The sequence below is a fragment of the Arthrobacter sp. Y81 genome, from assembly GCF_002929335.1.
Classification (GTDB): Bacteria; Actinomycetota; Actinomycetes; order Actinomycetales; family Micrococcaceae; genus Arthrobacter.
Genome location: NZ_PJIL01000004.1, coordinates 99,194 through 121,519 on the forward strand (window position 1 = coordinate 99,194; position 22,326 = coordinate 121,519).

A 22,326-nucleotide genomic window follows, 5' to 3' on the forward strand; every position below is an offset into this window, starting at 1 on the left:
CCCCCAAGTTTCGTTCACGTCGCCACCCTTGTTGCCAGCCGGGACCGGATCGCAGCCAGCTCGGCCACGGTGACCCCGTGCCGCAAAAGATAATTTGTGGTGTCCAGCCGCCGGACGAACTCGAGGGCTCCCCCGCCGCGCTTCTCCAGCAGGGGCAGCAGGGCGTGTTCTTCCAGGTAGCGCTCGTGCTTGTGGGGCACCGCGGCCGTGCGGTGGCGTTCGTTGATTCCCCGCATGGCGGCCTGGTAGCCCGAAACAATCTCGTGGTCACCGGCGCCCGTGAGGTCCTGGAGCATGGCAGCGATCATTCCGCTGCGGTCCCGCCCGGCCGAACAGTGGATCACCACACCGGCAGGCGCAGCGGCGACGGCCCGGAAAACGGCCACGAGCTTGTCCGGAAACAGCCGGGCGTTGGCCGCGTAGCAGTCCGGATCGTTCAGGTACGGGGAACACAGTTCCTTGAACTCCGGGTGCTCCGGGTCTTCGGTGGGAGCATGCACCACGCCGAACACCGCCAGCACGTCCGCGCCCACCTCGGGGTCGGTGTCCCGGCGGCCGTGTTCCGCAGCGTTCCGAAGGTCGATCACCGTGCGGACGCCGTCGTCGTACGCCTGTTTCCAGCCCGCTGCGGTGACCCATTCCCGGCGCCCCATCCGGAACACGCTGCCGGAAATGCGCCACGCATTCACGGCTCCGTCCCAGTGCACGGGCTGTCCAGGCTGTTCCATCCAGACAGCTAACCACAGACCCCCGGCATCCGGCACCGGTACTTGCCGAAAAATGGGGTGGCTGCCGGCAAACAAACGGGTACTCCAAACGGTGTTCGCAGGGCCGGCGCAAGCGTACTCTTGGGCGTACTTGCGGCTTTGCCGCCTGCCCGCGGCCACGCAGCCCGGCGCACAATTCAGAACAAAGGGGAAACTGATGGGTGACCGGATATTACGACGGCGGCGCGCGGCATTCGCGGCAGGCCTGGCGACGCTCGCACTGGCGTTGGGAACCGCGGCGGGTCCGGCGACAGCCGCTCCGGCCCTGGCCTACGTCGCACTGGGTGACTCCTACGCCGCAGGCCAGGGAGCCGGCTCGTATTTGGATGAGTGCCTTCGAAGCGCGAACAGCTACCCGGCCGACGCCGTGGAAAAGAAGACGGTGCGCCTGGCCATCAACGCCGCGTGCCAGGGATCCACCACGGAAGTAGTTGTGGCCACGCAGCTCGAACGGCTGAACAAGAGCATTGCGGTGGTGACCATTACGGCCGGAGGCAACAACCTCGACACCACCGGTTTGCTGGCCGTGTGCACGGCACCGGGCCAGGAGGCCGCCTGCCTGCAGGGCCTGCAGGCCCGTTCGATCGCGCTTGCCGAGGCACAGACCGGTTCCGGTCCCCTGTTCCAGGGCCTGGTGACCATGATCAACGCAGTGAAGGCCACGGCACCCGATGCCCGGGTCTATGTGACCGGATATCCGCTGCTGTTCCATTCACCCGAGCCCGGTTCGCTCCAGGAAACCGTGAACGGACTCACCCTGGGGCTCAATGCCGTGATTGCAGGGGCAGCCGGTGCCGACGGTCCCGGAGGCGCACAGTACGTGGACGTAGCCGGAGCCTTCCTGGGCCACGGGATCGGCTCCGCGGATCCCTGGATCAACTACAACCCGTTTGTGCCTGGGCCGGACAACTTCCATCCCAACGCGGCCGGGTACCGGGCCTACTACGCAGCCCTTACCGCGGCCGGCGCCTACTCGACTCCGTAGCGCCCGCTCCGGTTGCCTACGCAGCGGTCAGTTTCAGAAGTCGTCTGCACTGGACCCTGCGGAAGTACTGGACCGGGGCAGGTGACTCCTGACACGGAAGCGCTCGAAGACCTCTGCACCAGTCGTCGTTTTGTTTGAAGTCGCGTGCACCTATCGCCGCCGCGTGGCTGTGACAAGTTTGGATGGCCCCGGTAGGAACCGTTATCTCTGGCCCCACCTCGCGACTCGCCCGGCACGTTGTGACGGTTTGTGTGGCCCCCGTGGGAGAAGGCGCAGAGCGGAAGTATCGTAGACCCAGCAAAGGTATCGGATTTCGATATCTGTATTCGACATTGGGAGCTGGAGAACTCAGCGGCGGCCGCGGGCAACAGATGCGCGAAGAAACTGCTGTCGTAGTGCGGTCAACGGCGCTGAGATCGCCAGGCACAGCCTTATGTGCGGCCTGACGATGAAAGTGCGGCGCCTCAGTTCCTAGGAAGTGAGACGCCGCACTCTCACACTGGGCCAGCCATTTTGCCGCCCTGGCACTCCTCTAACGGGCGTTCTTACGGGCGGACTCTATGCCCGAATTACGGCCGTGCGGTGCCGGGCGCCGCAAGGACTCTTTGGGCGTCCTGCGAACCGATCCTAGGTAGCGCGGAACCCTTTCCGCGTACTCGAGGTAAGACTGGCCGAAGAGCTCGGTCAGTTTGACCTCTTCATCCGCAACACCGCGGTGTTCCACAAGCAGTTCGGCCGGCAATGTCGCGAGGACCCAGGGTGAACCTGCCAGGGTTCCCGCGCCCAGTTGAATAAGCCACCAGCCGACGTACATGGGATGACGGGTGATTGTGTAGGGGCCGGTGGTGACCAGGTCCTCCGGCCGCTCCAGCGCGAATGGGCCAGCCGTGCGGTGCCGCCGTTCAGCCAGAGCCCAAACATTCAGGCCGACGCCGGCGAGAAGCAGGCCCGCCCCCGCCACCCTATGGAAGGAGCGGGAACCGGGAAGCGGCACCGGACGGAGCCGGGCGAGGAGGAGATCCAGGACAATCGCGGCGACAACAGGTAGCGGCAGAGGGAGGTTGTCATAGACCTCCTTCCCCCGCCGGACCAGGGAACCTCCGGTCAAGGCCGTCACCTTATCTCCATTGTCGTACGGGCAGCGCCGGTCGCCCCAGCCGGGCGGGATGGTCCTGTGCTCGACCTGGCCGGGAGATGCGCGGCCGGCGGCTGGACCGCCAAGAATTTAGTCATCATGCAGAACCATCCACCCAAAACCGGCCGTTGATCGCGACGAGGAACATGACGTGCGCCAGGCGCCGGGCCGTGGGAAGTGCGGGCGTGCACGGTCGCCGAATTCCTTGCACCTCACGCGCCGTGCGTTCCTGGCCCAGGTTTGAGCCGACCAAGGCATTTACGGCGACGAGGAGCATCGACTGGGCCAGGTTCTGTCGCAAGCCCAGCCGCACGGCGGCTTCGCGACCGTGGTTGCCCGGTGGCTTCATGACTGTCAGGATGTCCGGCTGTGGGATCAGGCAGCCGCCAGCGTCCCGGACCTGGTTCGGGCCCAGAAGATGACGGGGATCAGCAGCAGGGCCAGAACTCCGCCGGCGATCGAGAGCACGGCGTAGCTGGTTTGGGCCACGACGAGCCCGGACATCGCGCCGCCGCCGGCGCCGGCGACGGCGATGAGAACGTCGACGGTTCCCTGGGTGCGGGCACGGTTTGAGGGTACGGTGGCGTCCACGACCAGTGCGGTTCCGGAGATAAGGCCCATGTTCCAGCCCAGGCCCAGCAGAGCGAGGGCCAGGATCAGCAGGCCGAGGTTGTCTGCGGGTGCCATGGCTGCGGTGAGGCCGGCCGCGAGCAGGGTCAGGCCGGAGGCGATGGCCATCGGGGTGCGGCCGATGCGGTCCACGAGGATGCCGGTGAACAGGGAGGGCAGGTACATCGAGCCTATGTGGATGCCGATGACGAGGCCGACTTCGGAGAGGTGGTGGCCGTGGGCGCGCATGTGGACCGGTGTCATGGTCATGATGGCGACCATCGCGATCTGGGTAAGGACCATGACCGCGGCGCCCACATATACCCCGGTGCCCGCCCGCGCGGGTGCGGGTGGCGTGTCGGCGGCTCCGGCTGCTGGTGTGGCAGCCTCAAGTTCCTTAGCGAGCAGGAACGGGTCCGGCCGCAGCAGGACGAACAGCACCCCGCCCGCGGAGGCGTACGCGGCGGCCGCGAGCAGGAACGGGCCGGCGAGAGCAGGAATGCCGAGGCTTTCGGCCAACCGGCCCAGCACATCGACCAGGTTCGGGCCGAGGACGGCGCCGAGAGTCGTGAAGACCATGGCGATGCTGACTGCCGTGCCCCGGCGGGACGCCGGAGCCAGATCGGTGCCGGCGTAGCGTGCCTGCAGGTTCGTCGCGGTGCCCGCCCCGTAGATGAACAAAGACAGAAACAACAGCGGGATGCTGCCCAGGACCGCGGCGGCAACGACGCCCAGCGCCCCGAGGGCCCCTGCCGCGAAGCCCAGGCCCAGCCCGGTCCGGCGGCCCAGACGCTGGGTGACGGCGCCGACCAGGAAGGCTGCCAGTGCGGAGCCGAGGGTGAACAGGGCTGCGGGAAGTCCCGCGGCGGCGTTCCCGCCGAGCATGTCCTGGGCCAGCAATGCCCCGACGGTGACGCCGGCGGCAAGGCCTGCCCCGCCCAGGACCTGGCCGACGGCCACCACCGTCAGCGTCCGGCGGTGAAGGGCTTCCTTAATGGCTGCGTCGGCGCGGATCCGCTCCCTCAGCAGCACCATCGGCTCACGCGGTTGCATCGAGATCCACCAGGCGTGTGGCCCGCCATTCGATGACGCCTTCGTCCATGGCCATCGCCGGGATGCCGCGGGCAGAAAGCCATGCCGCGGCGTCCCGGGCGAGTTTGCAGAACTCGCCACGGCAGTACACGACGACGGGATTCCCTGACGGGATCTCATCGTAGCGTTCCTCCAGCTCCGCCAGCGGGAGTGAGATCGCACCGGGGAAATGGGCACTCTCGTACTCGGACCGGGGCCTTACATCGATGACCGTCATGTCGGAGGTGACAGCTGCCGGATCGATGGTGCGGGCCGGCTCCGAGCCCCCGGTGGAGAGGTAGGCCGCCAGGGCCTCCCGCAGGGCCGGGGAGCGCAGCATGCCCACACGCTTGATTGCCAGATACATCGCCGCGACGTCATCGCCGGCGAGCTGGTACAGGATGCTGGTCCGCACACGGCGGGTGCGCACCAGGCCGGCCTGCTTCAGCTGCTGCAGGTGGGCCGAGACGGTGGTCACCCCCATCCCCAGCATGACTGAGAGCGCTTCGACCGGATGCTCGCCCTGGGCGAGCAGTTCGATCAGTTCCAGCCGCTTGCCGTTGGACATCGCCTTCGCTACCTGGGCGAGCTGATCGAAGACTTCCAGCTTCTCCCCACCCGCCGGTCTCTTATTCCATGACTCCATGGAATAAGAGAATACTGGACGTTCAGCGTTTCGGGAGCGGTCCCGGTGCAGACGACTTCTGACATTCGGTGCAGACGACTTCTGAAACTGACAGCCATTCCCTGAAGTTTGCCAGGCCTTCGAAGCGTTCGCCCGACTGCGGAAACTCCAGGACGGCGTCGCCGTGGTAGATCTCGTGTGGTAGGCGCGGGTTCAGTGCCGTTCCATGCCCTAGCGCTGTTTCGCGAGCCTGAACTCCAGGCCGGTGCGGACCATGGGCCATTCGTGCTCGAGGATCGAGAACACCACGGTGTCCCGGAGCGTGCCGTCCGCGGTCCGGCTGTGGTTGCGCAGCACGCCGTCCTGCTTGGCTCCCAGCCGGGCGATGGCTTCCCGGGACTGGTGGTTGAGCCAGTGCGTCCGGAACTCGACGGCCGGGCATCCCAGCGTTTCAAAGGCATGCCGGAGCAGCTGCAGCTTCGAATCCGGGTTGCTGCCGCTGCCGTGCGAAGAAGCCGCGTTCCAGGTGGAGCCGATCTCCACGCGGGGTGTGGCGGCGTCGATGTTCATGTAGGTGGTCATCCCGATGACCCGGCCGGGACCGCCCGTGGCGGGGTCGATCAGGCTCGTGGTGAACGGCAGCATGGAGCCCTGTTCCTGGAGCCCCAGCCGGCGGTCGATCTCCGCGGCCATGCCTTCAGGGGTGGGAACACTCGTGTACCAGAGTTTCCAGAGTTCGCCGTCGCGGGCCGCGTCCACCAGGCCGTCATGGTGCGCGTGGCTCAGCGGTTCGAGGACGACGTATTGCCCGGTCAGCGTGATGGGTTCGATGGAAGTCACGGCACCATCCTAGGGGGCACCGGCTAGGCTTCTCGGATGATCACTGTTGCAGGAACCGTCCGCTCTCCCCTCGCCGCAGAACAAGCCTTCGCCTACCTCTCAGCCTTCGAGCACACCGCCGAATGGGACCCGGGTACGCCCGTGGTGAAGAAGCTCTCCGAAGGGCCCGTTGCCGTGGGCCACCGGTACCACGCCGAAGCGGAATTCCGGGGCAAACGGCAGGCCCTGGTCTACGAGGTGGTGGAGCTGACCGGCAGCCACATCAAGCTCCGCGGCGAAAACAAGACGGTTATTTCCGAAGACTCGATCGACGTCTCGCCGGACGGCACCGGCTGCGCGGTGAAGTACACAGCGGAGTTCCAGCTCAAGGGCTTGCTCAAGATCGCCGAACCCTTCATGAAACCGGCGTTTATGTCCCTGCGGGATCCCGCCATGAACGGCCTGAAAACGGCCCTCGACGCGCAGGCAGCACACTAAGCCGGGCCGAGCGCTCACGCCGGCCCGGCGGCGCTAGGCCGCGAAGGTTACGCCGGCCAGTCGAAGAATCCCTTGCCGGTCTTCCGGCCCAGTTCCCCGCGGGCCACCTTGTCGCGCAGGATCTGTGGCGGCGCGAAGCGCTCCCCCAGCGTTGACTGCAGGTACTCCGCGATGCCCAGCCGGACATCCAGGCCCACGATGTCCGTGGTCCGCAGCGGCCCGGTGGGGTGCTTGTAGCCCAGCACCATGGCGTTGTCGATGTCCTCCGCGGACGCGACGCCCTCCTCCACCATGCGCATGGCCTCCAAGGCGATGGCCACGCCGAGACGCGACGAGGCAAAGCCGGGCGCGTCATTGACGACGACGGCTGTCTTGCCGAGTGCCTCGACCCACCTTTTCGCCGCAGCGGCAAGCTCCTCGGAGGTCTGCTCACCGAGCACCACTTCGATAAGCGTGGACGCCGGCACCGGGTTGAAGAAGTGCAGGCCCAGGAAGTTCTGCGGCCGCTTCAGTTCGCGGGCCAGGCCGTTGACGGACAGCGAGGACGTGTTGGACGCGAGGTAGGCGTCGTCGGAAAGGCGCGCCTCGATTCCGCGGAGCGAGGTGACCTTCAGGTCCCAGTCCTCCGGGACGGCCTCCACCACCAGTTGGCGGTCCTTGAAGTCGTCGTAGTCCACGGTCACGGACAAGCGGGAGGCCATCTCGTCCAGGTTGGCGTCCGTGGCGCCTCGTTCGATGCTCTTGGCTGCCGCGGATTCGACGCGTTCCCGGGCGGCTTCGGCGGAGGCTTCGTCCCGTTCTACAACCAGGACGTTGGCACCGTTGATCAGGAAGGCGTGGGCGATGCCGGCTCCCATGCGGCCTCCGCCGAGAACGCCTACGAAGTCGGGAAAGTTGGCGCCGCGAAGGTTTGCCGGAAGTGCGGAGTTGCTCATGGTTACTGCTTCCCGTCGGACTGGTCTGAATTCTTGGCTGACTTCTTATTTGAGAAAGCCTGCATGCGGTCGAACTTCGCCTGGGATTCGAAGAGGATCCCCTGCGCCAACTGGTCGATCAGCGGGTGTGCCTCGGCCGGTGCATGGAACACGGATTTGGTGATCCGCACGGCCAGCGGGTCCTGCCGGGCGATGCGGTCGGCGAGGCTGTGGGCTCCGTCCATCAGCGCGGGGGCCTCGTGGATCTCCGTGATGAGGTTGACGGCGAGAGCCTGTTCGGCGCGCAGCACCAGCCCGGCCAGCAGGATCTGTTTGGCAACGGGCTCGCCCACCAGTTCCTTCAGCCGCCAGCTGGCACCGGCAGCTGCGAGGATGCCCAGGCCCGTCTCGGGGTTGCCGATGCGGACGCTGGGCGTTCCGATCCGGAAGTCCGCTGCGTAGGCAAGCTCGGCGCCGCCGCCCAGGCAGTAGCCGTCCAGTGCCGCAATGACCGGCATGGGCAGCTTGGCGATCCGGACGAAGATCGTGGAGTTGATGCCCTGCAGCGCATCGTCCCGGCGCCGTTCACGCAGCTGGGCGATGTCCGCGCCGGACGCAAAGACGCCGTCGACGCCCGCGATGATCAGCACCTTGGGGTTCTGCTCCAGCGCGGCACACACGAGGTGGAGTTCGTCCACCATCTGCTGGTCGATGGCGTTGCGGACCTCGGGGCGGTTGAGGAGCACCACGACGCGGTCGTCACGCTCCTCGACCAGGAGGGTGCGGAAGTCGTGGGTGCTCAAGTGTCCGTTCGCGCTGTCCGGGGCCGGCATTACACGCGCTCCAGCAGCATGGCAGTGCCCTGGCCGACGCCGATGCACATGGTGGCGAGACCCATTTTGGCGTCTTCGCGTTCCATCCGGCCCAGCAGGGTGATGGCGATCCGTGAGCCGCTGGAACCGAGCGGGTGCCCCAGGCTGATGGCGCCGCCGTCGTTGTTCACAATGTCCGGGTCCAGGCCCAACCGCCGCATGCTGGCGAGCGACTGGGTGGCAAACGCTTCGTTGAGTTCGACGGCGCCGAGGTCGCCCACGCTGTAGCCGCTGCGGGCCAGCACTTTCTGGGTGGCGGGGACGGGGCCGATGCCCATGATCTCGGGTTCGCACCCGGCCGAGGCGCCGTCGATGATGCGGGCGCGGGGGGTGAGGCCCAGCTTCTGGATGGCCGCCTCGGACGCCACGATGATGGCTGACGCGCCGTCGTTGAGGGTGGAGGAGTTGCCGGCGGTGACGATCGAGCCGCCCTTGACCACGGGGCGGAGCCCGGCCAGCACGTCCATGGTGGTCCCGGCGCGGGGTCCTTCGTCGGTGTCCACGACGGATTCGCCCTTGCGGGTCTTGACCGTCACCGGGACGATTTCCTCGGCGAAGCGTCCGCCAGCGATGGCCGCGAGGGACCGTTCGTGCGAGCGGACGGCAAAGGCGTCGGCGTCTTCGCGGGAAATGCCGTCGACGCGGCCCACTTCCTCGGCCGTCTCCGGCATGGAGTACGTCATCTTGCCGTCCCGGGAGAGTTCGCCCTTCTGGAACAGCGGGTTGGCGAACCGCCAGCCGATGGACGTGTCGAAGATGGCGCCGGGCTTGGCGAAGGCCGTCTGCGGCTTCTCCTGCACCCAGGGTGCCCGGCTCATGGATTCCACGCCGCCGGCAATCACGATGTCCGCGGCTCCGGACTTGATCATGTGGCTCGCCATGATGATGGCGCTCAGCCCGGATGCACACAGCCGGTTCACCGTGATTCCGGAGATATGGAGGGGAAGACCCGCCAGCAGCGTGGCCATGCGGGCCACGTTGCGGTTTTCCTCGCCGGCGCCGTTGGCGTTGCCCAGGATCACTTCGTCGATGGAGTCGGGGTCAAGCCCGGCCCGTGAAACGGCCTCGCGGACCACGAGGGCGGCGAGGTCATCCGGTCGGACAGCGGAGAGCGCGCCTCCGTACCGGCCCACCGGCGTCCGGGCACCGCCCACCAAAAATGCCTGCGGTCCTGCTACTGCTGAGGCCATGGAAACACCCTTCACGCGATAAACGGCACTGTCATCTGCGGCGGCAATAGCCCTGCGACTAATTTACCGACCGTTCGTTCTATAAAGATTACACGGCGGCCGCAAGGGGTCAACCGGGCTCCCGGCGCTTAGAGGACAGTAATGCCGAGATGGGCAGCCAGGAGCGGGGCGAGCAGGCGCAGCTGATAGTCATCAATTACGACGCCCGCCAGGCTTTCGAGCCCGCTGATGGTGCGGAAGTCCGTGCCGCGGAGATCGAAATCCTTGAACTTGGCGCCGGCCAGGTCGAGGGTGCCGATGGTGCAGTTCTTCAGGGCCACCCGCGTCCCCGTCACGGAGCCGAGGTCCAGCTCGTTGATGATGCAGTCGCTGATCTGCACGTCCGTCAGCCGCGATCCGCGCAGGTTGACGTAGTCCAGCTTGCCGCCGTCGATCCGCACCGACGTCCAGCCGCTCTCGTACAGCTCCGCCGATCCCCACCGCGGATTGCTGATCTCGACATCCCGCAGCGTGGCCCGCGCCGCCGTAAACACCGGAGCGTAGACCTCCGCCAGGACGCAGTCCCGGAACGTGGCACCGCGCAGCTGGGTTTCATTGAAGGAAACCCCTCCGAATTCACACTCGGCGAAATCCGTGCCGCTCAGCTCCAGGCCGTCGGCATCAGCGCGGCTGAATCTCAGGCCGTCGTACCGTTCTCCACGCTGGAAATCAGGCGACGGCTCATCGCGGAGCTCCTCGAGCCGGACCGGAGAGAGCCTGGGTGCTGTCACCTTTGCTACCTTGCCTGACGGCGCCCTGCCGGCCGCAGCCCTGCCCGCCATCAGAGGGACTCGGCCTTCGCAGCAATCTCGGCCAGGTCCTTGGCCAGCGCCTTCCTGGTCATGCTCATGCCGATCTTGCCGAAAAGGGCCATGGCGATCTTGCTCAGCAGGGTGGGCTTGACTTCCTCGGCGCCGAAGGTCAGCGAGAGGTCCGTCCCGCCGTCGCGCCCGGAAAGCGTGAACCGCGTGGTGTAGTCCGCGCCGCCCTGGAGCGCTTTGACCGTGGTGCTGCCGGCCCGGGTCGGCGACGGCGGTTCGGCCTGGGACACCCACATTTCCACGGTCTCGGCACGGCCCATAATGGTGCGGGTTTCCTTCCACCGGGTGCCTTCGCCGTATCCGCCCTCGCTGAGCATCTGGATGGAATCTATTCCGGAAAGGGTGGCGGCCGAACCCGGAATGTCCGAGATCACGGCCCAGACCTTGTCCGGGCTGGCATTGACGTGCTGCGTGAGGGTGGTCTTGTGGTCCATGCAATCGAGCCTAGCCGGGAGCACCGACAACCGTCACGGACGACGCCGGGCGCCCTTGGAATTCCCTTGGAACCGCAGCAAAACTTCCCTTGAATTAGTAAGCATGCTTTGTGTTATTGTAATAATGCTTAGTTTTTTTACCGGCAACGAGAGGTGGAATACACCATGGGAATCGGCGACAAAATTCAGAACGAAGCAGAGCACCTCGGCGGCAAGGCCAAGGAAGCGGCCGGCAACGCCACGGACAATGACCAGCTGCGTGCAGAGGGCCAGAAGGACCAGGTTGTTGCCGACGCCAAGAAAGTTGGCGAAAACGTGAAGGACGAGTTCAAAAGAGACTAGAGCAACCTAGGCAGCGGCCACGGCAGCTGCCTGGAAACGGCGGCGGGCATTCCTTTGGGGGATGCCCGCCGTCTTTTTTGTGAGATTCTCTGGTAACAGCAACCGCCCTACGGAAGGTCCGCACGATGACGATCATCGACCTCAGCGGGGCCGGCACTGCCCCGAAGAACGCGGGGAACCTGCGCGGCTACCTCGCGGAACCTGCGGGGACGGGTCCGTTTCCCGCCGTCCTGATGATTCACGAGGCGTTCGGCCTCAACGACATTGCCCGGCGCCAGGCGGACCGGCTGGCAGCGGCCGGCTACCTCACCCTGGCTGTGGACCTCTTCAGCGACGGCGGCTCCCGCCGCTGCCTGGTGTCCACCATGAGGTCGATGCTGTCCGGCTCCGGCAAGGCGTTCACGGACCTGGCCACCGCGCAGGCCTGGCTGGAGGGCTCGGGACGCACCAACGGCAGGATCGGTGTGATCGGCTTTTGCATGGGCGGCGGCTTCGCCCTGCTGGTCGCCAGGAACGGCTTCGACGCCGCGGCCGTCAACTACGGCAGGCTGCCCAAGCACCCGGAAGAAGCCCTGCTGGGCGCGTGCCCGGTGGTGGGCAACTTCGGCAAGAAGGACCGCACCCTGCCCGGCGCCGCGGCCAAACTCGAAGCCACGCTGGACACGCTGGGCATCGAGCATGACGTCAAGGAATTCGAAAACGCCGGCCACGCTTTTATGAACGACGCCGAGGAAGGGCCCCGGCCGCTGCGGCCCCTGTTCCGGGTGATGGGCATCAAGCCGGACCCCGAAGCGGCCCCCGAAGCCTGGCAAAGGATCGAGGACCACTTCGCCCGGCACCTGAAGAACTAAGCGCGAACAGGCAGCTAATGCCCTCAAACCCGGGATTTGAGGGCATTAGCTGCCTGTTCACGCTCCTCCCGGGGAACGACGACGGCGGCGGCCACCTGGGAAGGTGACCGCCGCCGTCGTCGTACTGCTTGGGTGGAAGCCCTAGCTGAAGAGTTCGCTCTTCGGTTCGTTGTTCCTGACCTTCTGCCAGCCGAGCCACAGCACCAGGGCGAAGAACGGGATGGTGGCCAGGGTCCAGAGGCCGAGGTGGAAGACCTCGCCGGTCTTGCTGGTCATGGTGTCGAAGCCGATCAGCACCGTGATGGCCAGCAGGGCGACCAGGCCGGCCCAGCTGCTCCAGGTTCCGCCGGGCGCGGGCAGGGAGGAGACCTTGCCCTTCTTCTTGCGCAGCGCGATCTGGCTGGCGAAGATGGCGCCCCAGGTGAAGATCACGCCGATCGACGCGGAGTTGAGCGCGAGGTCGAAGGCGTGCGAGCCGCCAAGCCAGATGTTGAGCAGGATGCCCACCAGGTAGACAGCACCGATGGCCAGGATGGCGGCGTACGGCACGTGGCTCTTGGACATCCGGGTCAGCCACTCCGGAGCGTGTCCGTTGTTGGCCATGGTGCGGAAGATCCGGCCGATCGAGTACAGGCCCGAGTTGCAGGAGGACAGCGCGGCGGTGATGACGATCATGTTCATGACATCGCCCATCCAGCCGAGGCCCATCTGGCCGAACACGGTGACGAACGGCGAGGTGCCGGCCACGTACTGGTCCGAGGGAAGCAGCATGGCCAGGAGGGTCACGGAACCGACATAGAACACCACGATGCGGAAGACGACGGCGCGGATTGCCTTGGGCACTTCCTTGGCCGGGTCCTGCATTTCGCCGGCCGTGATGCCGACGAGCTCAATACCGTTGTAGGCGAAGATCACGGCGTTCAGGACCAGGATCATGACCAGCGCACCCTTGGGGAACATCCCGCCTTCGGCCGCGAAGAGGTTGCTGACCGAGGCGTGGCCGTCGCCCACCTGGGCGTTGGTGACCACCATGAAGGTGCCCACGGCCAGGAAGATCAGGATGGCGCCCACCTTGAGGCAGGAGGCCCAGAATTCGAATTCGCCGAACGCCTTGACGCTCAGGAGGTTGACGCCCACGAGCAGCAGCAGCGCTGCGATGGCGGACAGTTCAACAGGCACGTTGGGGAAGAAGAACTGGAAGTACAGTCCGATCGCGATGAGCTCGGCGATGCCGGTCATGGCCCAGTTGATGAAGTACATCCAGCCGGACAGGTACGCGCCCTTCTTGCCGAACATTTCGCCGGCATAGCTGACGAAGGAGCCCGAGGTCTGGCGGTACATGATGAGTTCGCCCAGGGCGCGCATCAGCAGGTAGGCGATGACGCCGGCAATGGCGTAGGAGAAGATCAGCGCGGGGCCCGTGGAGGCCAGGCGTCCGCCGGCACCCATGAAGAGGCCGACGCCGATGGCGCCGCCCATGGCGATCATGGTGACCTGGCGGCCGCTCAGGGACTTCTTGTAGCCCTCGGCGCTGAGGGTGGAGTCGACGACGGCGGATTGCGCCGTCGGGCTCACGAGTTCTGTGGGGGTACTTTGTGGCACAACTGTTCCTTGTGGGTCGGGGGATGGCCGGCACCGGAACGCAAGGCTCTTGTCCACATAATTCGGGTTTATCCCGCGTTTTGGGGAATTATCTGGACGAAAACCCTCAGGGCGTCGAAGGTTCGCGCGGCCTACCTAGCTTACAAGGCCAGCGGAACCGCCAGTGACGCAGACAACAGCTAGCAGGAGTTATGCCGAATTAATTTCCCTACCTAGCCGCCGTTCTCAGAATAATATTCTGGTGATTATCGATTTGGACGTCATAGCTGATCAAAGGTTCGGCGCCGGTGGTGGAGCAGCCGGTGTCCAGCCTGAAGGCGTTCTGATGCAGCGGGCACAGGACCAGGTCCTGGTCGATGGTGCCGTCCGCGATCGGGCCGCCCTTGTGCGGGCAGACAGCGGACAGCGCCCGCAGGCTGCCGTCGCGGAGCCGGAACACCGCCACCTGTTCGCCGGCCACGCCGAACGCCCGGCCCTCCCCGAACGGGATCTGCTCCACGGAACCTAGGTTGTGACCGGCGTTCATCGGACCGGCACCTGGGGAAGCACCGTGAGCGGCAGCGACGTGCGGAACTGCCCGGGTGTGAGCGGATCGTCGCGCTCGGTCCACGGATCCACATAGCTGTCCACGGAGGCCTGCATGGCCGCGTCCAGGCCGGCCGCGATGCCCTCGGCGTCGTCCACCACCACGGCGCGGATGTGGTCGATGCCCACCCTAGGCACAAACGCGTAGGTCCGCTCCAGCCAGTTGGCGTTCTCCCGGTAGTACTGCATGAACCGGCCGGTCAGCACCTTCACTTGCTCGGGGTCGTCGACGGTGGCCAGCAGGTCACCCTTGCGGATGTGGGCGCCTGCCGCTCCCCCGACGTAGAGTTCCCAGCGGCCGCCTTCCACGGCCACCACGCCCACGTCCTTGACCAGCGACTCGGCGCAGTTGCGCGGGCAGCCCGAGACAGCCAGCTTCAGTTTGGCCGGCGCCTCGATGCCCTGGAACCGTGACTCGATCTCGATCCCCAGCTTGGTGGAGTCGCCGGTGCCGTAGCGGCAAAAGTCCTTGCCCACACAGGTCTTGACCGTGCGGAAGCTCTTCCCGTAGGCGTAGCCGGACGGCATGTCCAGGTCGGCCCAGACCTGCGGCAGGTCCTCCTTGGGCACGCCCAGCAGGTCGATGCGCTGGCCGCCGGTCAGCTTGATCAGGGGGATGTTGTGCTTTTCGGCGACGTCGGCGATCCGGCGCAGCTGCTGCACGGACGTCACGCCGCCCTTCATCTGCGGAACCACGGAGAAGGTGCCGTCCCGCTGGATGTTGGCGTGCACGCGGTCGTTGATGAACCGGGCGTCCCGCTCGTCGATGTACTGGTCCGCGAGCATCATCTTCATCAGGGACGCAAGGCCCATCTTGGATTTCGCGTCCTCAACACTGCCGGGTGCGAGCGCGGCGAACACCGAGGACACCGAACGCAGGCCCTGTTTGCGGATGGCTGCCATCAGTGACGCCTTGTCGAGCGGAATTCCCGGCACGTAGTAGCTGGCGGCGGGGTCCTCCTCCACGGCGCCGCCGGCGGCCCATTCCACCACCTGTTTCACCAGCAGCTTGCAGGAACCGCAGCCCTTGCCGGCCCGGGTGGCGTCCATGGCTCCGGCCACGGTGTTGCACCCGCCTTTGACCGTATCCACGAGGGATCTTTTGCTGACGCCGTTGCAGTTGCAGACCTGCGCGTCGTCGTCGAGCTCGGCCACGCCCTGTTCCTCGGCCGGGGCACCAAGGTCGAACAACAGCGAGATCCGCTCCTCGGGCAGGGGAAGCCCCTTGTCGAAGGCCTGGGTCAGGTAGGCCACTTTCCGGCTGTCGCCGAGCAGGGTGGCGCCCACCATCTTGTTGTCCCGGATGACGATGGACTTGAATACGCCGCGGCTGGGCTCGGAGAACACGATGTGTTCGTCCGTCTCCCGTTCCGGGCCCTGCAGGCCCATGGACGCCACCTCGACGCCGGCAACCTTGAGTTTGGTGGCGATCCGGGAGCCGAGGTAGGCCGCAGTGGAGTCCGCGCCGGTGACGTGGTTGGCAAGCACCACTGCCTGCTCCCACAGCGGCGCCACCAGTCCGTAGACCTCGCCGCGGTGCTGGACGCATTCGCCCACGGCATAGATGTCGTCCTCGTCCACCACCCGCAGCTGGTCATCCACCACGATGGCGCGTTCCACGTGCAGTCCGCTGAGCACGGCGACGTCCACGTTGGGGCGGATCCCGGCGGCCACCACCACCATGTCGCAGCCGATGTCCGGCCGGTCCCGGAGCCGGACGCCGGTGACCTTGTCCGTGCCCAGGACGGCGGTGGTGCGGCTCCCCGTGTGCACCCGGATGCCCAGGGCCTCCACGCTCCGGCGGAGGATGGCTCCGCCGTCGGGTCCCATCTGGGCGTTCATGAGGTGCCCGCCGGAGTGCACCACGTCGACGTCGATACCGTGGCTCTGGAGCCCGCGCGCCGCTTCCAGTCCCAGCAGGCCGCCCCCGATGACTACGGCCCGGTGATGGTGGTCGTGCTGCGCGTGCTGGACCATGCTCCGGGTGTCGTCGATGGTGCGGAACGTGAAGACCCCGGGCTTGATCGAACCGCTGGGCGTGTACAGTCCGTCCATCGGCGGCATGAAGGACTGGCTGCCCGTGGCGATGATCAGTACGTCGTAGGGAACAACGTGGCCGTTGTTGGCGAAGACGTATTTGGTGAACCGGTCGATCCGTTCCACCCGGACGCCCGCGTGCAGGGTGATGTTGTTGTCCTGGTACCAGTGCAGGGAGTTCAGGAAGATGTCCGCGTCGCTTTCCTCGCCGGAGAGGACGTGGCTGAGCATGATCCGGTTGTAGTTGCCGTAGGGCTCGTCGCCGAACATGGTGATGGTGAACTGCTCGGCGCCGCCGCGGGCCAGGATCTCCTCGACGGCACGGGCGCCGGCCATGCCGTTGCCGATCACCACCAGCCGACGCCGGGCGGCCGGCTTGGCCTGGCTGAGCTGGTGCTTGGGCCGGAGCTTGCCCGTCCCAAGCGGGTTGGGCGGACCGGGCGGGCCGGGCTGTGGCCTGCGCTGGGTCTTGAGCTGCGTCTTGAGCTGCGTATTGTCTGCGACGGACGTCATCAGTGTTCCACCATGCCCAGGTCGATGACCACGTACCCCGCAACGCCGTCGGCCGCCAGGAGGAACACCTCGATGACGGACCCGCCCTCGATGTCCTCCACCACCCGGAGCGGCACATGGACGTCGCTCTTGGCGCCGATGGGGAAATACCGCATGGGCACGCCGTCGCGCATCAGGACCACGGTGACCAGTTCGGAACTGGAGTTGCCGCCCCGGAAGTAGAGGGTCTGGTTGATGATTCCGTCCGGTACGAAGTGCGCGAGCTCCCGGTGGATGGGGACGGGCTTCTCGAGTCCCGCTCCCTCGAAGGGGAAGACGCCCTGCAGGAAAAGGTTCTTGGTGATCACGGGAGATCCTTTCGGCCGGCTGAGTACGTCCCGGCGGCGGACCGCAGGGACGCTACTTGAGCGTGGGAATCACTGACTCCCCTCCATCCTGCTCCGCGGTTGTTTCGGCCCTGCAGGCAGGGCGTAACGATCCCTTAACGCAAATCTCACCGTTTTTCGAAGCTGCGTCCCGCGCCGCTTCCCGTGCGGCTCAGAGTTCCCGAAACTAGGCCAGCGCGCCTTCCGCCATCGCGTAGCGGAGCCAGCCTGCGCCGCCGGTGCTCCCGGCAGCGCTCCCGGCGGCGGACCGCGCGGCGCATTTATTGAACCACTCACCCAATGCGCGGTCGTGGCTGACCATGATCAGCGTTCCGCCGAATTCCGAAAGGGCCGCTTCCAACTGCTCCACCAGCACGGGTGCCAGGTGGTTGGTGGGTTCGTCCACGAGCATCGTCTGGAATCCACCGAGCAGGAGCCGGGCAAGGGCCAGCCTGCGCTGCTGTCCGGCGGAAAGGCTTCCGACCGGAACATGGAATTCGGTGGTCCGGAAGAGGCCCAGCCGCAGCAGCGCCTCCGCATGCTCGTCGATGTTGCCGCCCAGGCCGGCGACGAAGGCCGGGAGAAGGCGCATCCCCGGACGGACCGGCGGTTCCAGCTCCTGCTGCAAATAGCCGATCCGGCCATGCCGCACCACAGTGCCCTCCTCCGGTTCGAGGGTGCCGGCCAGCACGGACAGCAGCGTTGACTTCCCTGCCCCGTTGGGACCGGTGATCAGGATCTTCTGGCCGGCCTCCACCCGGAAATCGGTCGGTGCCAGGCGACCGGGCACCTGCACACCGCGCGCTTCCAGGGCCGGTCCCGCAGCGTCGGCGCCGGCAGCACCCTCGCCAGTCTCCCCCTGAAGGTCCACCGCCAGTTTCAGGGGAACCGGCGGCCGGTCAACGGGATTGGCCTCGAGCCGGCGCAGCCGCTCCTGGGCGTTGCGGACCTTGCTGGTGACGGCCTGCTGCCAGGTGCCTGCCTTGAAGTCGAAGCCCATTTTGTCGCCGTCGCGGCGGCGGGCGTAGCCCATTTTCCCGGCCACGGTGTCCGCCTGAAGGCGCTCGGCAGCCATCGCGTCCAGCCAGCCGCGGTACTGCTGCACCCAGCGTTCACGCTCGGCGGCCTTCTCCCGCAGATACCCGTCGTAGCCGTTCCCGTAGCGGTTGACCGCGCACCGCTCGGCGTCCACTTCGATGACGGAAGCGGCCACCTTGCGCAGCAGCGCGCGGTCGTGGGAAACCACGACGACGGTCCCCCGGTGGGCGGCAAGCCGCGCCTCGAGCCAGGCCGTGCCGCTGGCGTCCAAATGGTTGGTGGGCTCGTCCAGCAGGAGGACGTCCGCAGGATCAGCCAGCACGCAGGCCAAGGCGACGCGGTGCTGCTCCCCGCCCGAGAGCGAACCCAGCGCCCGCTGCCGGTCCAGCCCGCCGAGGCCCAGGCGGTCCAGGGCCGCCTCCACCCGGGACTCGGCGGCATAGCCTTCCCGGAGCTGGTACTGGGTCTGCAAGTCGCCGTAGCGTTCCAGCTGTTCCTCGTCAGCATCGGCCAGGCCGGATTCCAGGCGGTCCAGTTCGGCCTCGATGGCGCGGAGCGACTCGAGTGCGTGGTCGATGGCGTTGCCCACGGTGAACGACGCCGGCAGGCCGGTGGTCTGGGCCAGGTAGCCGACGCGGCCGTGGTTCGCGGCCGTGCCCTCGTCCGGAGATTCAAGCCCGGCAAGGATCCGCAGCAGCGTTGATTTGCCGGCGCCGTTTTCGCCGACGACGGCCACGTGTTCACCGGCACCGATGGTGAGGTCGACGGCAGTGAAGAGCCGGCGGTCCCCATAGCCATGAGTGACGCCGGTCAGGGAAAGATGTTCAGTCAAGAGGAGTCCTCGCAGGTCCGCAGTGAATGGCGATAACGCCGATATGTGTACTGGGAATGCAGCCGGAAAGAAGGGCTGCGCTTAGGACTTCATCGCTCCAGACTGCCCGGCGGAGGCGGGTGAGTCAAGCCGCGACACCACGGTGACACCACCAACCACCAAAATGTATTGACATGACACCACAATGGCGTCATAGTGGTGTCATGCAACTCAACCAATACGTAACCTCCGTCCAGCACCAGCTGGACGTGGCCGCCGAAGCCGGCGGCCCCGACGCCCGGGAACTCAGCGAACGCCTCACGGCTGCGCTCGAGTCCACCGTCCGGCTCGTCCTCCTCGAAGCCCTGTCCGACGCCGCCAGTGAGATCACCCTGGAGCTGGCACCGGCTTCGGTGGAGGTCAGGCTGCGGGGCCGCGATCCCGAGTTCGTGGTCACCAACCCGCCCGCCGCCAGCGAGTACGAGGCCGTGGTGGAGCGGTCCAGCCAGCCTGCCCGGCAGGTCACGGAAGAGCTCGACGGCGCCAGCACCTCCCGCACCACGCTCCGGCTGCCGGATCACCTCAAGCAGCAGGTTGAAGAGGCCGCCGGCCTTGAAGGCCTGTCCGTGAATTCCTGGCTGATCCGGGCCGTGGCCGATGCCCTCAACGGCAGCCAAACATCACACCGAACCGCGCGTCGGGATCCCGGCGAGCAGACCTTCACAGGATGGGCACACTGATGGAAACCTTCGAGACACCCCAGCCAATCGCCGTCGTCGTGGACGTTTCGGTCCGCGCGGATATCTGGATCGTCGCCGGCAACCGCACCGACACCGTGGTCAACGTCCAGCCCCGCACCGCAACCCGCGCCTTGGACGTCAAGGTGGCCGAGCAGACCACCGTGGACTATTCGGACGGACGCCTGCAGGTCAGGCTGCGTCCCCAGCGCCGCCACACCTGGTTCAGCGACGGGGGCGCCGTGGACATCACCGTTGAAGTGCCCATCGGCTGCAGCCTGGAGCTGAAGTCCGGCATGGGCGACCTCCGTTGCGAGGGCGAGTTCAGTTCGGCCGAGCTGAAGACGGAAATGGGCCACGTCCGCCTCGACCACTGCACGGACCTCAAGGTCCACACGGGCATGGGCGATGTGACGGTGGAACGCGTCGCGGGCCGGGCAGAAATCAAAACAGGCTCCGGCAAGATCCGCATCCGGGAGATCGACGGAATTGCCAGCGTCAAGAACGGAAACGGCGGCACGCACATCGTGGATGCCGCCGGCGAACTCCGCGTCAGTGCCGCCAACGGAGACGTCGCACTGGAACGGGCCGGCGCATCAACAACCATCAAGGCCTCCAACGGCGACATCACTGTCGGCGAGGTCTCGCGCGGAACCCTCACCCTCCAGACCGCCGCCGGCTCCCTGGCCATCGGCGTCCGCGAAGGCAGCGCCGCGTGGCTGGACCTCAGCACCAAGTACGGGCGCGTCCGAAACGGACTCGACGCCACCACCGGACCCGGCGAGTCGGACGCCAAAGTGGAGGTCCGTGCCCGCAGCGCCTACGGCGACATCACCGTGCGGCGCTCCCCCGTTCCAACCAGGTAACCCAAACGGGCAAGAACCCAGCAAAGGAAGAGTCATGGCAAGCACCACCTCTTCGGCCATCACTGTGGCCGGGCTGCGCAAGGCATACGGCAGCAAACAGGTACTCGACGGCGTGGACCTCACCGTTCCGGCGGGAACCGTCTTTGCCCTCCTCGGCCCCAACGGCGCCGGCAAGACCACCATCGTCCACATCCTGTCCACCCTGATCTCCGCCGATGGCGGGGAGGTCGCCGTAGGAGGTTTCGACGTCGTACGCCAGGCAGATGAGGTGCGCGGCAAAATCGGCCTCACGGGGCAGTTCTCGGCCGTGGACAGCCTGCTCACTGGCGAGGAAAACCTGGCCCTGATGGGCAGGCTCCGGCACCTCCCTGCGGCTGAGGTCAGGCGCCGCACGGCAGGGCTTCTGGAAAAGTTCGACCTGGTCGAGGCGGCCAGGCAGCCCCTTGCCACGTACTCGGGCGGCATGCGGCGGCGGCTCGATCTCGCCATGACCCTGATGGGCGATCCGGAGATCATCTTCCTGGATGAGCCAACGACGGGCCTGGATCCGCGGAGCCGCCGCACCATGTGGGAGATCATCCAGGGCCTTGTGGCCCGCGGCGTCACCATCTTCCTGACCACCCAGTACCTGGACGAAGCCGACCAGCTCGCGGACAGGATCGCGGTGTTGGACCAGGGCCGGATCGTGGCCGAGGGAACCCCTGCCGAGCTCAAGCGGCTGGTCCCCGGCGGGCACATCCGCCTCACGTTCGGTGACCTGGCCGCGTTGGAGCGGGCCGCCGTCGTGCTCGAACCGGACAACCGCGACGACGATTCCCTCACCTTGGAAGTCTCCGGCGACGACGGCGTCCGGTCCTTGAAGGACGTGCTGGACCGCCTGGAGCGCGCCTCCGTGGAGGTGGCCGACCTGTCCGTCCACACACCCAACCTGGACGACGTCTTCCTCGCCCTCACCAGCCAGAAGGAGAACGCACGATGAGCACCCTCAGTTATGCAGCGTCCGACGCGACCACCATGCTGCGCCGGAACCTCAAGCACGTGGTCCGCTACCCCTCGATCCCGCTGTTCGTCGCGGGGACCCCGATCATTTTCCTGCTGCTCTTTGTGTATGTGCTCGGCGGGACGCTGGGTTCGGGACTGGGCGGCGGCAGGGATGACTACCTCGCGTACATCGTGCCTGGCGTCCTGATGCTCACCCTTACCGGGAGTGCGACGGGAACCGCAATCTCGGTGTCCACGGACATGACGGAAGGCATCGTTGCACGCTTCCGCACCATGGCGATCTCCAGGGGCGCCGTGCTCACAGGCCACGTCCTGGGCAGCCTCATCCAGACCATGGCCGCCATGCTGCTGGTGGCCGCCGTTGCCCTGCTGATCGGATTCCGGCCCACCGGGTCGCCGGCAGGCTGGCTCGGAGCCCTGGGCGTGCTGACGCTGATCGGCTTCTCCGTGACGTGGCTGTCCGTGGCCATGGGCATCAACGCCAAGAGCGTGGAAACAGCCAGCAACCAGCCCATGATCCTGTTGCTGATGCCATTCCTTGGCAGCGGGTTCGTGCCCACGGATTCCATGCCCGAGGTCCTGCGCTGGTTCGCCGACGTGCAGCCGTTCACGCCGTTCATCGAAGCTGTCCGCGGGCTCCTGATGGGCACCCCCGTGGAGGCCGGCACCATGCTTGCGACGCTTGTCTGGTGCGCAGTCTTCAGCGTGGGCGGGTACGTGTGGGCGCTGTGGCTCTACAACCGCAAGTCCGTCCGGGCGTAGCCAGCAAAATGCGGGCCCGGGGCGTAACGCCCCGGG

The 22,326-nt window shown here is 66.5% G+C and carries 24 protein-coding genes; 8 read left to right on the forward strand and 16 right to left on the reverse strand.

The window, feature by feature from the left end:
* Positions 1-14: 14 nt before the first annotated feature.
* Positions 15-728: a tyrosine-protein phosphatase gene (locus CXQ91_RS07430; RefSeq protein ID WP_104173283.1), complete on the reverse strand. Its 714-nt coding sequence runs from the start codon at positions 726-728 to the stop codon at positions 15-17.
* A 196-nt stretch (positions 729-924) separates the two neighbouring features.
* Between CXQ91_RS07430 and CXQ91_RS07435 the strand changes: the two genes are divergently transcribed.
* Entirely contained in the window at positions 925-1,752 is an 828-nt protein-coding gene (locus tag CXQ91_RS07435; RefSeq protein ID WP_181038819.1) for an SGNH/GDSL hydrolase family protein, read from the forward strand.
* Between the two features lie 532 nt (positions 1,753-2,284).
* On the opposite strand, the gene CXQ91_RS07440 is transcribed toward CXQ91_RS07435, so the two are convergent.
* From CXQ91_RS07440 to CXQ91_RS07460, 5 genes are all read right to left on the reverse strand, one after another.
* Entirely contained in the window at positions 2,285-2,869 is a 585-nt protein-coding gene (locus tag CXQ91_RS07440; RefSeq protein WP_104173284.1) for an isoprenylcysteine carboxylmethyltransferase family protein, read from the reverse strand.
* A 115-nt stretch (positions 2,870-2,984) separates the two neighbouring features.
* Positions 2,985-3,236 (reverse strand): hypothetical protein, encoded by a 252-nt coding sequence (locus CXQ91_RS07445; protein WP_104173285.1) that lies wholly within the window; start codon positions 3,234-3,236, stop codon positions 2,985-2,987.
* A gap of 26 nt (positions 3,237-3,262) precedes the next feature.
* Complete coding sequence (locus CXQ91_RS07450) at positions 3,263-4,549, reverse strand: MFS transporter (RefSeq protein ID WP_104173286.1); 1,287 nt, start codon at positions 4,547-4,549, stop codon at positions 3,263-3,265.
* Positions 4,536-5,213, reverse strand: coding sequence for a metalloregulator ArsR/SmtB family transcription factor (locus CXQ91_RS07455; protein WP_104173287.1), 678 nt, complete (start codon positions 5,211-5,213; stop codon positions 4,536-4,538). Before CXQ91_RS07455 ends, CXQ91_RS07450 begins: the two co-directional genes overlap by 14 nt.
* Before the next feature lie 210 nt (positions 5,214-5,423).
* Complete coding sequence (locus CXQ91_RS07460; protein ID WP_104173288.1) at positions 5,424-6,032, reverse strand: GNAT family N-acetyltransferase; 609 nt, start codon at positions 6,030-6,032, stop codon at positions 5,424-5,426.
* Between the two features lie 36 nt (positions 6,033-6,068).
* Between CXQ91_RS07460 and CXQ91_RS07465 the strand changes: the two genes are divergently transcribed.
* Positions 6,069-6,509, forward strand: coding sequence for an SRPBCC family protein (locus tag CXQ91_RS07465; protein WP_104173289.1), 441 nt, complete (start codon positions 6,069-6,071; stop codon positions 6,507-6,509).
* A gap of 47 nt (positions 6,510-6,556) precedes the next feature.
* Here CXQ91_RS07465 and CXQ91_RS07470 read toward each other — a convergent pair whose 3' ends face one another.
* The 5 genes from CXQ91_RS07470 to CXQ91_RS07490 form a co-directional block, all read right to left on the reverse strand.
* The gene (locus tag CXQ91_RS07470) at positions 6,557-7,444 is read right to left on the reverse strand and encodes a 3-hydroxyacyl-CoA dehydrogenase family protein (protein WP_104173290.1); all 888 of its coding nucleotides are present in this window, start codon (positions 7,442-7,444) and stop codon (positions 6,557-6,559) included.
* Positions 7,445-7,446: 2 nt separating this feature from the next.
* Positions 7,447-8,256: an enoyl-CoA hydratase/isomerase family protein gene (locus CXQ91_RS07475; protein ID WP_104173291.1), complete on the reverse strand. Its 810-nt coding sequence runs from the start codon at positions 8,254-8,256 to the stop codon at positions 7,447-7,449.
* Positions 8,256-9,485 (reverse strand): acetyl-CoA C-acyltransferase, encoded by a 1,230-nt coding sequence (locus CXQ91_RS07480; protein WP_104173292.1) that lies wholly within the window; start codon positions 9,483-9,485, stop codon positions 8,256-8,258. The genes CXQ91_RS07475 and CXQ91_RS07480 overlap by 1 nt, the downstream gene beginning before the upstream one ends.
* A 128-nt stretch (positions 9,486-9,613) precedes the next feature.
* Positions 9,614-10,306 carry a pentapeptide repeat-containing protein gene (locus tag CXQ91_RS07485; protein ID WP_104173293.1) on the reverse strand — a complete coding sequence of 231 codons (693 nt, stop codon included), beginning with the start codon at positions 10,304-10,306 and terminating at the stop codon, positions 9,614-9,616.
* Positions 10,306-10,779 carry an SRPBCC family protein gene (locus CXQ91_RS07490; protein ID WP_104173294.1) on the reverse strand — a complete coding sequence of 158 codons (474 nt, stop codon included), beginning with the start codon at positions 10,777-10,779 and terminating at the stop codon, positions 10,306-10,308. The genes CXQ91_RS07485 and CXQ91_RS07490 overlap by 1 nt, the downstream gene beginning before the upstream one ends.
* Before the next feature lie 165 nt (positions 10,780-10,944).
* Between CXQ91_RS07490 and CXQ91_RS07495 the strand changes: the two genes are divergently transcribed.
* Both CXQ91_RS07495 and CXQ91_RS07500 read left to right on the forward strand, forming a co-directional pair.
* Positions 10,945-11,121 (forward strand): CsbD family protein, encoded by a 177-nt coding sequence (locus tag CXQ91_RS07495; RefSeq protein WP_104173295.1) that lies wholly within the window; start codon positions 10,945-10,947, stop codon positions 11,119-11,121.
* 125 nt (positions 11,122-11,246) lie between these two features.
* Positions 11,247-11,972 (forward strand): dienelactone hydrolase family protein, encoded by a 726-nt coding sequence (locus tag CXQ91_RS07500; RefSeq protein WP_104173296.1) that lies wholly within the window; start codon positions 11,247-11,249, stop codon positions 11,970-11,972.
* A gap of 141 nt (positions 11,973-12,113) precedes the next feature.
* On the opposite strand, the gene CXQ91_RS07505 is transcribed toward CXQ91_RS07500, so the two are convergent.
* The 5 genes from CXQ91_RS07505 to CXQ91_RS07525 all read right to left on the reverse strand — a co-directional run bounded on the left by CXQ91_RS07505 (position 12,114) and on the right by CXQ91_RS07525 (position 18,944).
* Positions 12,114-13,574 (reverse strand): amino acid permease, encoded by a 1,461-nt coding sequence (locus CXQ91_RS07505; RefSeq protein WP_104173297.1) that lies wholly within the window; start codon positions 13,572-13,574, stop codon positions 12,114-12,116.
* Between the two features lie 208 nt (positions 13,575-13,782).
* The gene (locus CXQ91_RS07510) at positions 13,783-14,100 is read right to left on the reverse strand and encodes a Rieske 2Fe-2S domain-containing protein (RefSeq protein WP_104173298.1); all 318 of its coding nucleotides are present in this window, start codon (positions 14,098-14,100) and stop codon (positions 13,783-13,785) included.
* Complete coding sequence (gene nirB / locus CXQ91_RS07515; protein WP_258073868.1) at positions 14,097-16,709, reverse strand: nitrite reductase large subunit NirB; 2,613 nt, start codon at positions 16,707-16,709, stop codon at positions 14,097-14,099. Before nirB ends, CXQ91_RS07510 begins: the two co-directional genes overlap by 4 nt.
* A complete protein-coding gene (locus CXQ91_RS07520; protein WP_104173299.1) occupies positions 16,709-17,056 on the reverse strand; it encodes a molybdopterin oxidoreductase in 348 nt (115 codons plus the stop codon). The genes nirB and CXQ91_RS07520 overlap by 1 nt, the downstream gene beginning before the upstream one ends.
* 205 nt (positions 17,057-17,261) lie before the next feature.
* On the reverse strand, positions 17,262-18,944 hold the full coding sequence (locus CXQ91_RS07525) for an ABC-F family ATP-binding cassette domain-containing protein (protein ID WP_104173300.1): 1,683 nt from the start codon (positions 18,942-18,944) through the stop codon (positions 17,262-17,264).
* Between the two features lie 203 nt (positions 18,945-19,147).
* Here CXQ91_RS07525 and CXQ91_RS07530 point away from each other — a divergent pair, with 203 nt between their 5' ends.
* Genes CXQ91_RS07530 through CXQ91_RS07545 form a run of 4 tightly spaced genes read left to right on the forward strand, consistent with a single transcriptional unit; the run spans position 19,148 to position 22,290 of the window.
* Positions 19,148-19,663, forward strand: a complete 516-nt coding sequence (locus tag CXQ91_RS07530; RefSeq protein WP_104173301.1) for a histidine kinase — start codon at positions 19,148-19,150, stop codon at positions 19,661-19,663.
* Positions 19,663-20,526: a DUF4097 family beta strand repeat-containing protein gene (locus CXQ91_RS07535; RefSeq protein ID WP_104173302.1), complete on the forward strand. Its 864-nt coding sequence runs from the start codon at positions 19,663-19,665 to the stop codon at positions 20,524-20,526. The genes CXQ91_RS07530 and CXQ91_RS07535 overlap by 1 nt, the downstream gene beginning before the upstream one ends.
* Before the next feature lie 34 nt (positions 20,527-20,560).
* Positions 20,561-21,505 carry an ATP-binding cassette domain-containing protein gene (locus tag CXQ91_RS07540; protein ID WP_104173303.1) on the forward strand — a complete coding sequence of 315 codons (945 nt, stop codon included), beginning with the start codon at positions 20,561-20,563 and terminating at the stop codon, positions 21,503-21,505.
* On the forward strand, positions 21,502-22,290 hold the full coding sequence (locus CXQ91_RS07545; RefSeq protein ID WP_104173304.1) for an ABC transporter permease: 789 nt from the start codon (positions 21,502-21,504) through the stop codon (positions 22,288-22,290). Before CXQ91_RS07540 ends, CXQ91_RS07545 begins: the two co-directional genes overlap by 4 nt.
* The last annotated feature ends 36 nt before the right edge of the window (positions 22,291-22,326 follow it).